At 71.2% G+C, this 15,574-nt stretch carries 14 protein-coding genes; 13 read left to right on the top strand and 1 reads right to left on the bottom strand.

What is annotated here, in order from left to right; all coding sequences use genetic code 11:
- Positions 1–197: 197 nt before the first annotated feature.
- Positions 198–698: a transcriptional regulator BldD gene (gene bldD / locus ACZ4EF_RS06515; RefSeq protein ID WP_033174517.1), complete on the bottom strand. Its 501-nt coding sequence runs from the start codon at positions 696–698 to the stop codon at positions 198–200.
- A 185-nt stretch (positions 699–883) separates the two neighbouring features.
- Between bldD and pyrR the strand changes: the two genes are divergently transcribed.
- The 13 genes from pyrR to metK all read left to right on the top strand — a co-directional run bounded on the left by pyrR (position 884) and on the right by metK (position 15,568).
- Entirely contained in the window at positions 884–1,549 is a 666-nt protein-coding gene (pyrR, locus tag ACZ4EF_RS06510) for a bifunctional pyr operon transcriptional regulator/uracil phosphoribosyltransferase PyrR (protein ID WP_355348764.1), read from the top strand.
- A gap of 80 nt (positions 1,550–1,629) precedes the next feature.
- A complete protein-coding gene (locus ACZ4EF_RS06505) occupies positions 1,630–2,640 on the top strand; it encodes an aspartate carbamoyltransferase catalytic subunit (RefSeq protein WP_355348767.1) in 1,011 nt (336 codons plus the stop codon).
- A gap of 2 nt (positions 2,641–2,642) precedes the next feature.
- The gene (locus ACZ4EF_RS06500; protein ID WP_401721517.1) at positions 2,643–3,941 is read left to right on the top strand and encodes a dihydroorotase; all 1,299 of its coding nucleotides are present in this window, start codon (positions 2,643–2,645) and stop codon (positions 3,939–3,941) included.
- Positions 3,938–4,600, top strand: coding sequence for a PH-like domain-containing protein (locus tag ACZ4EF_RS06495; protein ID WP_391046652.1), 663 nt, complete (start codon positions 3,938–3,940; stop codon positions 4,598–4,600). The genes ACZ4EF_RS06500 and ACZ4EF_RS06495 overlap by 4 nt, the downstream gene beginning before the upstream one ends.
- Entirely contained in the window at positions 4,597–5,730 is a 1,134-nt protein-coding gene (gene carA / locus ACZ4EF_RS06490; RefSeq protein ID WP_467503105.1) for a glutamine-hydrolyzing carbamoyl-phosphate synthase small subunit, read from the top strand. The genes ACZ4EF_RS06495 and carA overlap by 4 nt, the downstream gene beginning before the upstream one ends.
- Positions 5,723–9,040, top strand: a complete 3,318-nt coding sequence (gene carB / locus ACZ4EF_RS06485) for a carbamoyl-phosphate synthase large subunit (RefSeq protein WP_355348779.1) — start codon at positions 5,723–5,725, stop codon at positions 9,038–9,040. The genes carA and carB overlap by 8 nt, the downstream gene beginning before the upstream one ends.
- An 84-nt stretch (positions 9,041–9,124) precedes the next feature.
- A complete protein-coding gene (locus tag ACZ4EF_RS06480; protein WP_467503103.1) occupies positions 9,125–10,234 on the top strand; it encodes a quinone-dependent dihydroorotate dehydrogenase in 1,110 nt (369 codons plus the stop codon).
- 17 nt (positions 10,235–10,251) lie between these two features.
- On the top strand, positions 10,252–11,091 hold the full coding sequence (gene pyrF, locus ACZ4EF_RS06475) for an orotidine-5'-phosphate decarboxylase (protein ID WP_391046719.1): 840 nt from the start codon (positions 10,252–10,254) through the stop codon (positions 11,089–11,091).
- A 388-nt stretch (positions 11,092–11,479) separates the two neighbouring features.
- The gene (locus ACZ4EF_RS06470) at positions 11,480–11,803 is read left to right on the top strand and encodes an integration host factor (protein WP_093712873.1); all 324 of its coding nucleotides are present in this window, start codon (positions 11,480–11,482) and stop codon (positions 11,801–11,803) included.
- Positions 11,804–11,876: 73 nt separating this feature from the next.
- A complete protein-coding gene (gene gmk, locus ACZ4EF_RS06465; RefSeq protein WP_355348790.1) occupies positions 11,877–12,500 on the top strand; it encodes a guanylate kinase in 624 nt (207 codons plus the stop codon).
- A gap of 49 nt (positions 12,501–12,549) precedes the next feature.
- Complete coding sequence (gene rpoZ, locus ACZ4EF_RS06460; protein WP_033174507.1) at positions 12,550–12,822, top strand: DNA-directed RNA polymerase subunit omega; 273 nt, start codon at positions 12,550–12,552, stop codon at positions 12,820–12,822.
- A 156-nt stretch (positions 12,823–12,978) separates the two neighbouring features.
- On the top strand, positions 12,979–14,205 hold the full coding sequence (gene coaBC, locus ACZ4EF_RS06455) for a bifunctional phosphopantothenoylcysteine decarboxylase/phosphopantothenate--cysteine ligase CoaBC (protein ID WP_391046660.1): 1,227 nt from the start codon (positions 12,979–12,981) through the stop codon (positions 14,203–14,205).
- Positions 14,206–14,350: 145 nt separating this feature from the next.
- Positions 14,351–15,568: a methionine adenosyltransferase gene (gene metK, locus ACZ4EF_RS06450; RefSeq protein ID WP_401307156.1), complete on the top strand. Its 1,218-nt coding sequence runs from the start codon at positions 14,351–14,353 to the stop codon at positions 15,566–15,568.
- The last annotated feature ends 6 nt before the right edge of the window (positions 15,569–15,574 follow it).

Below are 15,574 nucleotides of genomic sequence, written 5' to 3'. Positions count from 1 at the left end.
CCCCCGGGGAGTCGTCCGCTGCCCGGAAGACGGGAGGGCGGACCCGTCAGGGGTGTGGGGAACCGCGGGACACGTCGCGGCGGACCGCGCCCCTCGGGGCCGGCGCCCCGGAACGCGGAGCCGCCCGGTGCGGGCCCCGGGAAGGGGTCCGCACCGGGCGGCGGGACGTTTCTGCACTATTCGGGCGAGCCGGGCGCCTAGCCCTCTTCGTGCTGGACCGCGCGCCGCGCGTCGGCGTCGAGGACGCCCCAGCCGATGAGCTGCTCGGTGAGTACGGACGGCGACTGGTCGTAGATCACGGCCAGGGTGCGGAGGTCGTCCTGGCGGATCGACAGCACCTTGCCGTTGTAGTCGCCGCGCTGGCTCTGGATCGTGGCGGCGTACCGCTGGAGAGGCCCGGCCTTCTCCGGCGGGACCTGGGACAGGCGCTCCAGGTCGAGGACGAGCTTCGGGGGCGGCTCGGCCGCCCCGCCGGGGGTCGTACCCGGCAGCAACTCCTGGACCGGAACTCCGTAGAAGTCCGCAAGCTCGGCGAGTCGCTGCACGGTCACGGCACGGTCGCCGCGCTCGTACGAGCCCACGACCACTGCCTTCCAGCGGCCCTGGGACTTCTCCTCGACGCCGTGCAGGGACAGGCCCTGCTGCGTGCGGATGGCCCGGAGCTTTGCTCCGAGCTGCTTGGCGTAATCGCTGGACATATGGCTCCCCGGACGGAAACTCGGTGACTCACTGTGAGGTTACGCAGCGTAATCCGTGCTCGTCAAGCCGGAAAGGGCCGATCGGTCGCTGACCTGGGCGCTCTGCGCCACCTGATACCGTTGCCGCGTACCCCTGACGTCCTTTAATGCCCGTCCCGTGAGGCGGGGAAGGAGGTCCCCGACCCATGGTCGAAGACCGCAGTACCCCGGAAGACCGCGATACCGCCGAGTGGAACCCCGCGCCCGCCCGTCCGGTGCTCGAAGCACCCGACATCGCGCGCGTCCTCACCCGTATCGCCCACGAGATCGTGGAACGCGCCAAGGGCGCGGACGACGTGGTGCTCCTCGGCATCCCGACCCGCGGCGTCTACCTGGCGCAGCGCCTGGCGGCCAAGCTCGCCGAGATCACCGGCCGCACGACGGCCGTCGGCTCCCTCGACATCACCATGTACCGCGACGACCTGCGGCTGCACCCGGCGCGCGCGCTGGCCCGCACCGAGATCCCGGCCACCGGGATCGACGGCAGGCTCGTCGTCCTCGTCGACGACGTGCTCTTCTCCGGCCGCACCATCCGCGCCGCCCTCGACGCGCTCAACGACATCGGCCGCCCCCGCGCCGTACAGCTCGCGGTCCTGGTCGACCGCGGCCACCGTGAACTGCCGATCAGGGCCGACTACGTCGGCAAGAACCTGCCCACCTCGCTGCGCGAGACCGTCAAGGTCCAGCTCACCGAGGAGGACGGCCGCGACACCGTCCTGCTCGGCCAGAAGGACGACAAGGACCGCGACCGGCGCGACCGCCGGGACCGGGACGACGCGGCGCCGCGCGAGGGCCTCCCGGCGGACGACTAGCGCACCCAGGACAGGACCCCCGCCGGGGTCCTGTGCTTCCGCGCGCCCTGACCCGCCCCAGCACCCCCGGAGTGACCCGCATGAAGCGCCACCTGATCTCGGCCGCCGACCTCAGCCGCGACGACGCCCTCCTCGTACTCGACACCGCCGAGGAAATGGCCCGCGTCGCCGACCGGCCCATCAAGAAACTGCCCACCCTGCGCGGCCGTACCGTCGTCAACCTCTTCTTCGAGGACTCGACGCGGACCCGCATCTCCTTCGAGGCCGCCGCCAAGCGGCTCTCCGCCGACGTCATCAACTTCTCCGCCAAGGGCTCCTCGGTCTCCAAGGGCGAATCCCTCAAGGACACCGCGCTGACGCTGGAGGCGATGGGCGCCGACGCCGTCGTCATCCGGCACGGCTCGTCCGGCGCGCCGCACCGCCTGGCCACCTCCGGCTGGATCAACGGCTCGGTGGTCAACGCGGGCGACGGCACCCACGAACACCCCACGCAGGCACTGCTGGACGCCTTCACCATGCGCCGCCACCTGTCCGGCGTCGGCCGCGACCTGGAGGGCCGCCGCGTCACCATCGTCGGCGACATCCTGCACAGCCGGGTCGCCCGCTCCAACGTGCTGCTGCTCAACACCCTCGGCGCGCGCGTCACCTTGGTCGCCCCGCCGACCCTGCTGCCGATCGGCGTCGAGCAGTGGCCGTGCGAGGTCAGCTACGACCTCGACGCGGTGCTCGCCAAGACCGACGCGCTGATGATGCTGCGCGTGCAGAGCGAGCGGATGAACGCCGCCTTCTTCCCCACCGAGCGCGAGTACACCCGGCGTTACGGCGTGGACGGGCTGCGGATGGCGGTGCTGCCCGAGCACGCCATCGTCATGCACCCGGGGCCGATGAACCGCGGCATGGAGATCACCGCCGAGGTCGCCGACTCGCCGCGCTGCACCGTCGTGGAGCAGGTCGCCAACGGCGTCAGCACCCGGATGGCCGTGCTGTACCTGCTGCTCGGCGGCTCGGAACCGGCCATCGCCACCACCGCGCCCGTCCCCGAGACCGCACCCGCGACGACCGGCCCCGCCCGTACCGAGGAGAGCAAGTAACCATGAGCAAGATCCTGATCCGTGGCGCGAAGGTACTGGGCGGCGAGCCGCAGGACGTCCTGATCGACGGCGAGACCATCGCCGGGATCGGCGCGGGCCTGTCCGGCGACGGGACCGAGGGCGCCACCGTGGTCGACGGCGAGGGCCGGATGGTCCTGCTGCCCGGCCTGGTCGACCTCCACACCCACCTGCGCGAGCCGGGCCGCGAGGACTCCGAGACCGTGCTGACCGGCACCAGGGCCGCCGCGATCGGCGGCTACACCGCCGTGCACGCCATGGCCAACACCTTCCCCGTCGCCGACACCGCGGGCGTCGTCGAGCAGGTCTGGCGGCTCGGCAAGGAGTCCGGCTACTGCGACGTGCAGCCGGTCGGCGCCGTCACCGTCGGCCTGGAGGGCAAGCAGCTCGCCGAACTGGGCGCCATGGCCGACTCGGCCGCCCGGGTACGGGTCTTCTCCGACGACGGCAAGTGCGTGGACGACGCGGTGATCATGCGCCGCGCGCTGGAGTACGTGAAGGCGTTCGACGGCGTCGTCGCCCAGCACGCGCAGGAGCCCCGGCTCACCGAGGGCGCCCAGATGAACGAGGGCACCGTCTCCGGCGAACTGGGCCTGACCGGCTGGCCCGCCGTCGCCGAGGAGTCGATCATCGCCCGCGACATCCTGCTCGCCGCGCACGTCGGCTCCCGCGTGCACATCTGCCACCTGTCCACCGCGGGCTCCGTCGAACTCGTCCGCTGGGCCAAGTCCAAGGGCTGGGACGTCACCGCCGAGGTCACCCCCCACCACCTGCTGCTCACCGACGAGCTGGTGCGTACGTACAACCCGGTCTACAAGGTCAACCCGCCGCTGCGCACCGAGGCGGACGTGCTCGCGCTGCGCGAGGCCCTGGCCGACGGCACCATCGACTGTGTGGCCACCGACCACGCACCGCACCCGCACGAGGACAAGGACTGCGAGTGGGCCGCCGCCGCCATGGGCATGGTGGGCCTGGAGACCGCGCTGTCCGTCGTGCAGCACACCATGGTCGACACCGGACTGCTGGACTGGGCGGGCGTCGCCGACCGCATGTCGGCCAGGCCCGCCGTCATCGGACGGCTCGCGGGCCACGGACGGCCGCTCGCCGAGGGCGAGCCCGCCAACCTCGTCCTGGTCGATCCCGCATACCGTGGGGTGGTCAATCCCGCGGGCTTCGCCTCCCGCAGCCGCAACACCCCCTACGAGGGACGCGAACTGCCGGGCCGGGTGCACGCCACCTTCCTGCGGGGCCAGGCGACGGTCATGGACGGGAAGCTCACGTGACACCTCTGACACTGCTGGCGGCCGGTACGGCGCGGGCCGCGGACAAGCACTCGGCGAAGGTCACCGACTGGACCGACCGGATCGGCTGGATCGTCGGCCTCGCCCTGTTCGTCGGCCTGCTGTACTGGCTGATGCGCCAGGGCTGGCAGTGGCGCCGCACCCTCCAGGGCGGTCTGCCCGCACTCCCGCAGGCCCCCGAGGAGACCGGCGAACCGCTCCTGGAATTCGACGGCCGCTACCACGGCAGCACCACCGCGGGGCAGTGGCTGGACCGGATCGTCGCCCACGGCCTCGGCGTACGCAGCAAGGTGACGCTCACCCTCACCGAGGAGGGCCTGGACGCCGACCGCGTCGGCGCCCCCGGCTTCTTCGTCCCGGCCGCCGCCCTGCGCGGCGCCCGCCTCGACAAGGGCATCGCGGGCAAGGTCCTCACCGAAGGCGGCCTGCTGGTCGTCACCTGGGAGCACGGCGGCACCCTCATCGACTCCGGCTTCCGCGCCGACCAGGCCGCGCAGCACCCGGCCTGGGTCGCGGAGATCAACCGCGTCAGCGGCGGCGAGGACGCCCCCGGCCGACGGGCGGCGGACGTCGCCTTCGCGGACCACACACCGGGCGTCGGCCCGGCCGAACAACAGGCAAAGAAGGAAGGCGCACAATGACGACCTCCGTCCGGGCGGCCACCGCACCCGCCGTACTCGTCCTGGAGGACGGCCGCACCTTCCGCGGCCGTGCCTACGGGGCGGTGGGGGAGACCTTCGGCGAGGCCGTCTTCTCCACCGGTATGACCGGCTACCAGGAAACGCTCACGGATCCCTCGTACCACCGCCAGGTCGTCGTCATGACCGCCCCGCACGTCGGCAACACCGGCGTCAACGACGAGGACGCCGAGTCGTCCCGCATCTGGGTGTCCGGCTACGTCGTACGCGACCCCGCCCGCACCCCGTCCAACTGGCGCTCGCGGCGCTCGCTCGACGAGGAGCTGACCACCCAGGGCGTGGTCGGCATCAGCGGCATCGACACCCGCGCCCTCACCCGCCACCTGCGCGAACGCGGCGCCATGCGGGTCGGCATCTTCTCCGGCGAGGCACTGGCCGACGACGGCACGCTGCTCGCCAGGGTCCGGCAGGCCCCCGAGATGACCGGCGCCGACCTGTCCGCCGAGGTCGCCACCCGGCAGACCTACGTCGTCCCGGCGATCGGGGAGAAGCGCTTCACCGTCGCGGCCCTCGACCTCGGCATCAAGGGCATGACCCCGCACCGGATGGCCGAGCGCGGCATCGAGGTGCACGTCCTGCCCGCGGACGCGAGCGTCGAGGACGTCTACGCGGTCGTGCCCGACGGCGTCTTCCTGTCCAACGGCCCCGGCGACCCGGCCACCGCCGACCTCACCGTCATCCAGGCCGTCCTGGAGCGCGGGACCCCGCTGTTCGGCATCTGCTTCGGCAACCAGCTCCTCGGCCGGGCGCTCGGCTTCGGCACGTACAAGCTCAAGTACGGCCACCGCGGCATCAACCAGCCGGTGCAGGACCGCGGCACCGGCAAGGTCGAGGTCACCGCGCACAACCACGGCTTCGCCGTGGACGCGCCGCGCGACCGGGTCAGCGACACCCCGTACGGCCGCGCCGAGGTCAGCCACGTCTGCCTCAACGACGACGTGGTGGAGGGTCTGCGGCTGCTCGACCGGCCCGCCTTCAGCGTCCAGTACCACCCGGAGGCGGCGGCGGGACCGCACGACGCCGCCTACCTGTTCGACCGCTTCGTTTCCCTGATGGAGGGCCAGCGTGCCTAAGCGCACCGATATCCAGTCCGTCCTGGTCATCGGCTCCGGCCCGATCGTCATCGGCCAGGCCGCCGAGTTCGACTACTCAGGCACCCAGGCGTGCCGGGTCCTCAAGTCCGAGGGCCTGCGGGTCATCCTCGTCAACTCCAACCCCGCCACGATCATGACCGACCCGGAGATCGCCGACGCCACGTACGTCGAGCCGATCACCCCGGAATTCGTCGAGAAGATCATCGCCAAGGAGCGCCCCGACGCGCTGCTGCCCACCCTCGGCGGCCAGACCGCGCTCAACACCGCGATCTCGCTGCACGACAACGGCGTCCTCACCAAGTACGGCGTCGAGCTGATCGGCGCCAACGTCGAGGCGATCAACAAGGGCGAGGACCGCGACCTGTTCAAGGGCGTCGTCGAGGCCGTCAAGGCGAAGATCGGCTACGGCGACTCCGCCCGCTCGGTGATCTGCCACACCATGGACGACGTGCTCGCCGGCGTCGACACCCTCGGCGGCTACCCCGTCGTCGTCCGCCCCTCCTTCACCATGGGCGGCGCGGGCTCCGGCTTCGCGCACGACGAGGACGAACTGCGCCGCATCGCCGGCCAGGGCCTGACCCTCTCGCCGACCACCGAGGTGCTCCTGGAGGAGTCCATCCTCGGCTGGAAGGAGTACGAGCTGGAGCTGATGCGCGACAAGCACGACAACGTCGTGGTCGTCTGCTCCATCGAGAACTTCGACCCGATGGGTGTGCACACCGGCGACTCCATCACCGTCGCGCCCGCGATGACCCTCACCGACCGCGAGTACCAGATCCTGCGGGACATCGGCATCGCCGTCATCCGCGAGGTCGGCGTCGACACCGGCGGCTGCAACATCCAGTTCGCGGTCAACCCCGAGGACGGCCGGGTCATCGTCATCGAGATGAACCCGCGCGTCTCCCGCTCCTCCGCGCTCGCCTCCAAGGCCACCGGCTTCCCGATCGCGAAGATCGCCGCCCGCCTGGCCGTCGGCTACACGCTCGACGAGATCCCCAACGACATCACCGAGAAGACCCCCGCGTCCTTCGAACCGACGCTGGACTACGTCGTCGTCAAGGTGCCGCGCTTCGCCTTCGAGAAGTTCCCGGCCGCCGACGCCACCCTCACCACCACCATGAAGTCGGTCGGCGAGGCCATGGCCATCGGCCGCAACTTCACCGAGGCGCTCAACAAGGCGCTGCGCTCGCTGGAGAAGAAGGGCTCGCAGTTCGACTTCGTGACCCCGGTCTCCGCCGCGGACAAGGAAGCGCTGCTGGCCACCGCCGCCGTCCCCACCGACGGCCGGATCAACACCGTCATGACCGCGATCCGCGCCGGGGCCACCCCGGAAGAGGTCTTCGACGCCACAAAGATCGACCCCTGGTTCGTGGACCAGCTCTTCCTGATCCACGAGTACGCCGTCGAACTGGCCGCGGCCGACCGCCTCGACCCCGAACTGCTCGCCGACGCCAAGCGGCACGGCTTCTCCGACGCCCAGATCGCCGGCATCCGCTCCCTGCGCGAGGACGTCGTCCGCGAGGTCAGGCACGCGCTCGGCATCCGCCCGGTCTACAAGACCGTCGACACCTGCGCCGCCGAATTCGCCGCCGACACCCCGTACTTCTACTCGTCCTACGACGAGGAGAGCGAGGTCGCGCCGCGCGAGAAGGCCGCCGTGATCATCCTCGGCTCCGGGCCCAACCGGATCGGCCAGGGCATCGAGTTCGACTACTCCTGCGTCCACGCCTCCTTCGCGCTGCACGACGCCGGGTACGAGACCGTGATGGTCAACTGCAACCCGGAGACCGTCTCCACCGACTACGACACCTCCGACCGGCTCTACTTCGAGCCGCTCACCCTGGAGGACGTCCTGGAGATCGTGCACGCCGAGACGCTCGCGGGCCCGGTCGCCGGTGTCATCGTGCAGCTCGGCGGCCAGACCCCGCTCGGCCTGGCGCAGGCCCTCAAGGACAACGGGGTGCCGGTCGTCGGCACCTCGCCCGAGGCCATCCACCTCGCCGAGGACCGCGGCGCCTTCGGCCGCGTGCTGGCCGCCGCCGGACTGCCCGCGCCCAAGCACGGCACCGCCGTCACCTTCGACGGCGCCAAGGCCATCGCCGACGAGATCGGCTACCCGGTGCTCGTCCGCCCCTCGTACGTGCTCGGCGGGCGCGGCATGGAGATCGTCTACGACGAGACCCGGCTCGCCTCCTACATCGCCGAGTCCACCGAGATCAGCCCCGACCGCCCCGTGCTCGTCGACCGCTTCCTCGACGACGCCATCGAGATCGACGTGGACGCGCTCTACGACGGCCACGAGCTGTACCTCGGCGGCGTCATGGAGCACATCGAGGAAGCCGGCATCCACTCCGGCGACTCCGCGTGCGCCCTGCCGCCGATCACGCTCGGCGGCCACGACATCAAGCGGCTGCGCGCCTCCACCGAGGCCATCGCCGCCGGAGTCGGCGTACGCGGCCTGATCAACATCCAGTTCGCGCTCGCCGGGGACATCCTCTACGTACTGGAGGCCAACCCGCGCGCCTCCCGTACCGTCCCCTTCACCTCCAAGGCGACCGCGGTGCCGCTGGCCAAGGCCGCCGCGCGGATCTCGCTCGGCGCCACTGTCGCGGAACTGCGCGCCGAGGGCCTGCTGCCGACGACGGGCGACGGCGGCACCCTGCCGCTGGACGCGCCGATCTCCGTCAAGGAAGCGGTGCTGCCCTGGTCGCGGTTCCGCGACATGCAGGGCCGGGGCGTCGACACCATCCTCGGCCCGGAGATGCGCTCCACCGGCGAGGTCATGGGCATCGACGCGGTCTTCGGCACCGCGTACGCCAAGTCGCAGGCCGGGGCGTACGGCGCGCTGCCCACCAAGGGCCGCGCCTTCATCTCGGTCGCCAACCGCGACAAGCGCGCGCTGATCTTCCCGGCCCGCGCGCTGATCGAGCACGGCTTCGAACTGCTGGCCACCTCGGGCACCGCGGAAGTCCTGCGGCGCAACGGCATCGAGGCGCGGGTCGTGCGCAAGCAGAGCGAGGGCGTGGGACCCGAGGGCGAGCCGACCGTCGTCACCCTCATCCACGAGGGCGAGGTCGACCTCATCGTCAACACCCCCTTCGGCACCGGCGGACGTCTGGACGGCTACGACATCCGCACCGCCGCCGTCGCCCGCGGCATCCCCTGCCTGACCACGGTCCAGGCGCTCGCCGCGGCCGTCCAGGGCATCGACGCCTTGACGCGCGGCGACATCGGGGTGCGCTCCTTGCAGGAGCACGCGCGGCATCTGATCGCGGCGCGCGAGGGGTGAGCTGCGGCCCGGCGCCCGCTGTGCGCGCAGTTCCCCGCGCCCCTTCCGGGGCGCATCCCCCTCCGAGGAGATGACCGCTACACGATGTACCACCTCTTCTTCCGGCTCTTCTTCCGGCGCATGGACGCCGAGAGCGCCCATCACCTGGCCTTCCGGTGGATCCGGCTGGTGGCGCGGATCCCCGTCCTGCGCACCTTCGTCGCGGCGGCGCTCGCGCCGCGCTACGCGTCGCTGCATACCGAGGCCCTGGGCCTGCGGATGCACGGCCCGTTCGGGCTGGCGGCCGGGTTCGACAAGAACGCGGTCGCCATCGACGCGATGGCCATGCTCGGCTTCGACCACGTCGAGATCGGCACGGTCACCGCGCAGGGCCAGTCCGGCAATCCGCGGCCCCGGCTGTTCCGGCTGGTCGCCGACAGCGCGCTGATCAACCGGATGGGCTTCAACAACGACGGGTCCGCCGCCGTCGCGGACCGGCTCGCCGCCCGGCGACCGGTCTTCCGTACCACCGTCGGCGTCAACATCGGCAAGACCAAGACGGTCCCGGAGGAGGCGGCGGCGGCCGACTACGTGACGTCCACCGAGCGGCTGGCCGCGCACGCCGACTACCTGGTGGTCAACGTGTCCTCGCCGAACACGCCGGGACTGCGCAATCTCCAGGCGACCGCCGCCCTGCGCCCGCTGCTGGCGGCGGTACGCGAGGCCGCCGACCGTACGGTGACCGACCGCCGCGTGCCGCTGCTGGTCAAGATCGCGCCCGACCTGGCGGACGAGGACGTGGACGCCGTCGCCGACCTCGCCGTGGATCTGGGCCTCGACGGCATCATCGCCACCAACACCACCATCGCCAGGGACGGCCTCGGCCTGGCGTCCGACCCCCGGCTGACCGCGGAGACCGGCGGGCTGTCCGGCGCGCCGCTGGGCGACCGCTCCCTGGAGGTGCTGCGCAGGCTGTACGCGCGGGTCGGCGACCGGATCACGCTGGTCGGCGTCGGCGGCATCCGCGACGCGGAGGACGCCTGGCAGCGGATTCTCGCGGGCGCCACCCTGGTGCAGGGCTACAGCGCCTTCATCTACCAGGGCCCCTTCTGGATGCGCGCGGTCCACAAGGGCCTGGCCGCCCGCCTGGCCACCAGCCCGTACGCCACGCTCGCCGACGCCGTCGGCGCCGACACACGGAAGGTGCCGGTATGACCCCGACCCCGCCGCAGGTGGAACTCGAACCCTTCGGCGCGCGGCTGCGCCGGGCCATGGACACCCGCGGACAGCTCTGCGTCGGCATCGACCCGCACGCCGCGCTGCTCACCGCGTGGGGCCTCAACGACGACGTGGCCGGTCTCGAACGCTTCACGATGACCGTGGTCGAGGCGCTGGCCGACCGTACGGCGGTCCTCAAACCGCAGTCGGCGTTCTTCGAGCGCTTCGGCTCGCGCGGTATCGCCGTACTGGAGCGGGCGGTCGCCGAGGCGCGGGCCGCGGGCGTCCTGGTGCTGATGGACGCCAAGCGCGGCGACATCGGCTCGACGATGGCCGCGTACGCCGCCACGTATCTGGACAAGGACTCGCCGCTGTTCTCCGACGCGGTCACGGTCAGCCCCTATCTCGGCTTCGAGTCGCTGCGGCCCGCGCTGGACGCGGCGCGGATCTCGGGGTCCGGGGTCTTCGTCCTCGCCCTGACCTCCAACCCGGAGGGCGCGGAGGTGCAGCGGGCGACGGCGGCGGGCGGCGCGTCCGTCGCGCAGGTGATGCTCGACCACATGGCGGCCGAGAACGCGGGTGTGACGCCGCTGGGTTCGGTCGGCGCGGTGGTCGGCGCGACGCTGTCGGAGGCGGGCGCGGATCTCGACATCAACGGGCCGCTGCTGGCGCCCGGCATCGGGGCGCAGGGCGCCACGCCCGCGGGACTGCCGGCGCTGTTCGGCTCCGCGGTGGCCAATGTGGTGCCCAGCGTCAGCCGGGACGTGCTGCGGCACGGACCCGACGCGGCGGGACTGCGCGAGGCGGCGGCGCGCTTCACCGACGAGGTGCGCGCGGCGGTCTCGGGCGGGTAGCCGTACCGGTCGGGGGTAGGCGGCCCAACGACGGTGCGCGGCAGGGGAGTCCGGGTCCTCCGGGGCCCGGACGGACCCCAAAACGTTGCCCCGGTCGCGCCCCTGATGGGGCCGGTCGCGCGCTGTTTAAACGTCAAAAAGAAGGTTCAGATTCAACCACCGAACGAATTGACGCAGAAACCTGTTCCGCTTTGCCCCAAATATCCCGCTGGATCGAGTCTGACCAGGACTTTTCGTCTGTTCTCGCTGACTTGAGCCGTTCGGACCGCTAGTCTCCGACAGGAGCGGCGACGTTCACTCGCGTCGCTTCTCGCCCCGTAAACGCGGGGGGAGTGTGCTCCACCACACGGTCCATATCCGATTGCTCTACATCCGAGGTGACGTAGGCGTGGCTCTTCCGCCCCTTACCCCTGAACAGCGCGCTGCCGCGCTCGAAAAGGCCGCCGCGGCTCGCCGGGAGCGCGCCGAGGTCAAGAACCGGCTCAAGCACTCCGGCGCCTCTCTGCACGAGGTCATCAAGCAGGGCCAGGAGAACGACGTCATCGGCAAGATGAAGGTCTCCGCTCTCCTGGAGTCCCTGCCCGGCGTCGGCAAGGTGCGCGCCAAGCAGATCATGGAGCGGCTCGGGATCTCCGAGAGCCGTCGCGTCCGTGGTCTGGGCTCGAACCAGATCGCGTCCCTGGAGCGCGAGTTCGGCGGCGCCTCCGCCTGACGGTCCTCGTGCCCCCGGCAAGCTTTGCCCCGCCGCGGCACCAGCACCTCCGGGAACCAGGGATAATCGCTCCATGAGTTCTACAGTCTCCCGGGGGGCGGCCCGCCCCCTCGCTTCGCAGGGGGCCACTCCGGCCCCCCCGGACAGACACCCGCGACTGACCGTGCTCTCCGGCCCCTCAGGGGTCGGCAAGAGCACGGTCGTCGCCCACCTGCGCACGGTGCACCCCGACGTCTGGCTGTCGGTCTCCGCCACCACGCGCAAGCCGCGCCCCGGCGAGCAGCACGGTGTCCAGTACTACTTCGTGGACGACGACGAGTTCGACAAGCTCGTCGCCAACGGCGAACTGCTGGAGTGGGCCGAATTCGCCGGGAACCGCTACGGCACGCCCCGCGCGGCCGTGCTCGACAAGCTCGGCGCGGGCGAGCCCGTGCTGCTGGAGATCGACCTCCAGGGCGCCCGGCTGGTCCGCGAGTCGATGCCCGAGGCGCGCCTGGTCTTCCTCGCGCCGCCGAGCTGGGAGGAACTGGTCCGCCGCCTCACCGGGCGCGGCACCGAATCGCCCGAGGTGATCGAGGAACGGCTGAGCGCGGCCAAGGTCGAACTGGCCGCCGAGGCCGAGTTCGACGTGACCCTTGTCAACACCTCGGTCGAGGCTGTAGCGCGTGAGCTGCTAGCCTTGATGCAGATTGACTGAGCTGACTCAGTCTTTTCCGTTTTCCATCAGTAGTAGGGGTAGGTAGAGCGTGTCCTCTTCCATCACCACGCCCGAGGGCATCATCAATCCTCCGATTGACGAGCTGCTCGAAGCCACCGATTCGAAGTACAGCCTGGTGATCTACGCCGCCAAGCGGGCGCGCCAGATCAACGCGTACTACTCCCAGCTCGGTGAGGGCCTGCTGGAGTACGTCGGCCCGCTCGTGGACACCCACGTGCACGAGAAGCCGCTCTCCATCGCGCTGCGCGAGATCAACGCGGGTCTGCTGACCTCCGAAGCGGTCGAGGCACCCGCGCACTGACGCCAGCACACATCCACACGCGTTTCAGCACGGGCCCGGCGGAGCGACCGCCGGGCCCGTGGTGTGTCATGGGACGTGTCAGGTGACCCGCGCGGAACGGGTCGCGGGACAGGTCGCAGGACGGTTCGGACGACGGATCTCGGGTCGGGAGACACGATGGCGAAACCACAGGTCGTGCTGGGTGTGAGCGGCGGCATCGCCGCCTACAAGGCGTGCGAGCTGCTGCGGCGGCTCACCGAGTCGGGGCACGGCGTGCGGGTGGTGCCCACCGAGTCCGCGCTGCACTTCGTCGGCGAGGCCACCTGGTCGGCGCTGTCCGGCAACCCGGTCTCCACCCGCGTCTGGGACGACGTCCACGAGGTCCCGCACGTACGGATCGGCCAGCACGCCGACCTCGTCGTGGTCGCCCCCGCCACCGCCGACCTGCTCGCCAAGGCCGCCCACGGCCTCGCCGACGACCTGCTCACCAACACCCTGCTGACCGCCCGCTGCCCGGTGGTCTTCGCCCCCGCGATGCACACCGAGATGTGGGAGCACCCGGCCACCCGGGAGAACGTCGCCACCCTGCGGCGCCGGGGCTGCGTCGTCATCGAACCCGCCGTCGGCAGGCTGACCGGCGTCGACACCGGCAAGGGACGGCTGCCCGACCCCGCCGAGATCTACGAGGTCTGCCGCCGCGTGCTGCGCCGGGGACCCGCCGAGCCGGACCTGGCCGGACGCCATGTGGTGATCAGCGCGGGCGGTACCCGCGAACCCCTCGACCCGGTCCGCTACCTCGGCAACCGCTCCTCCGGCAAGCAGGGCTACGCGCTGGCCCGTACCGCCGTGGCGCGCGGCGCCCGGGTCACCCTCCTCGCGGCCAACACCGGACTCCCCGACCCGGCCGGCGCCGACGTCGTCACCGTCGGCACCGCGGAACAGCTCAGGGAAGCGGTGCTCAAGGCCGCCGCCGACGCCGACGTGGTGGTGATGGCCGCCGCCGTCGCGGACTTCCGCCCCGCGCGGTACGCGGCGGGCAAGATCAAGAAGAAGGACGACCAGGAGCCCGCGCCGATCACCCTGGTCCGCAACGCCGACATCCTCGCCGAGATCTCCGCGCACCGCGCCCGGCCGGGACAGCTCGTCGTCGGCTTCGCCGCCGAGACCGACGACGTCCTCGTCAACGGACGCGCCAAGCTCACCCGAAAGGGTTGTGATCTGCTCGTCGTCAACGAAGTGGGTGACGGCAAGGCGTTCGGCACCGAGGAGAACGAGGCTGTGGTACTGGGCGCCGACGGCAGCGAGACCCCCGTACCGTACGGGCCCAAGGAGGATCTCGCGGACCGGGTGTGGGATCTTGTCGGCGCGAGATTGCCGGAAAGTGACACTCGGGTGGACGCGTGATGACGCGTTCCGCCACGAATCCAAAGGCCGAGATGCCGTGTCACGTCCGCGGCGGCGGACTATAAGCTTGCAGTGGAGTGCCGGGCGCAGCCCTGCGCACTCCGCCCAGATTCAGCCAGCAGCCGCTGCAACCCCAGGGAGCGATGTGTCCCGCCGCCTGTTCACCTCGGAGTCCGTCACCGAGGGACACCCAGACAAGATCGCTGACCAGATCAGCGACACCATCCTCGACGCCCTCCTCAAGGCCGACCCGCACTCCCGGGTCGCCGTCGAGACGCTGATCACCACCGGTCAGGTGCATATCGCGGGCGAGGTCACGACCACCGCCTACGCCGATATCGCCACCCTGGTGCGCAACAAGATCCTGGAGATCGGCTACGACTCCTCCAAGAAGGGCTTCGACGGCGCCTCCTGCGGCGTCTCGGTGTCCATCGGCGCGCAGTCCCCTGACATCGCACAGGGTGTCGACACCGCGTACGAGAAGCGCGTCGCGGGTTCCGCCGCGACCGACGACGACCTGAACAAGCAGGGCGCGGGCGACCAGGGCCTGATGTTCGGCTACGCGTCCGACGAGACGCCCGAGCTGATGCCGCTGCCGATCACGCTCGCCCACCGCCTTTCCAGGCGGCTGACCGAGGTCCGCAAGAACGGCCAGATCCCGTACCTGCGCCCGGACGGCAAGACCCAGGTCACCATCGAGTACGACGGCGACAAGGCCGTCCGCCTCGACACCGTCGTGGTCTCCTCGCAGCACGCCTCCGACATCGACCTGGAGTCGCTGCTCGCGCCCGACATCCGGGAATTCGTCGTCGAGGTCGAGCTGAAGGCCCTGCTCGACGACGGCATCAAGCTCGACACCGACGGCTACAAGCTGCTGGTCAACCCCACCGGCCGCTTCGAGATCGGCGGCCCCATGGGTGACGCGGGGCTCACCGGCCGCAAGATCATCATCGACACCTACGGCGGCATGGCCCGCCACGGCGGCGGCGCCTTCTCGGGCAAGGACCCGTCCAAGGTCGACCGCTCCGCCGCCTACGCCATGCGCTGGGTCGCCAAGAACGTCGTCGCCGCCGGGCTCGCCGCGCGCTGCGAGGTCCAGGTCGCCTACGCCATCGGCAAGGCCGAGCCCGTCGGTCTCTTCGTCGAGACCTTCGGCACCGCGAGCGTCGACGTCGAGAAGATCGAGCAGGCCATCAGCCAGGTCTTCGACCTGCGGCCCGCCGCGATCATCCGCGACCTCGACCTGCTCCGCCCGATCTACGCCCAGACCGCCGCCTACGGCCACTTCGGCCGCGAACTGGAGGACTTCACCTGGGAGCGGACGGACCGCGTCGACGCCCTGCGCTCGGCCGCCGGGCTCTAAGTCCGT

Source organism: Streptomyces sp. NPDC025721, from assembly GCF_055558595.1.
This window is presented reverse-complemented; position numbering and strand designations above follow the sequence as displayed.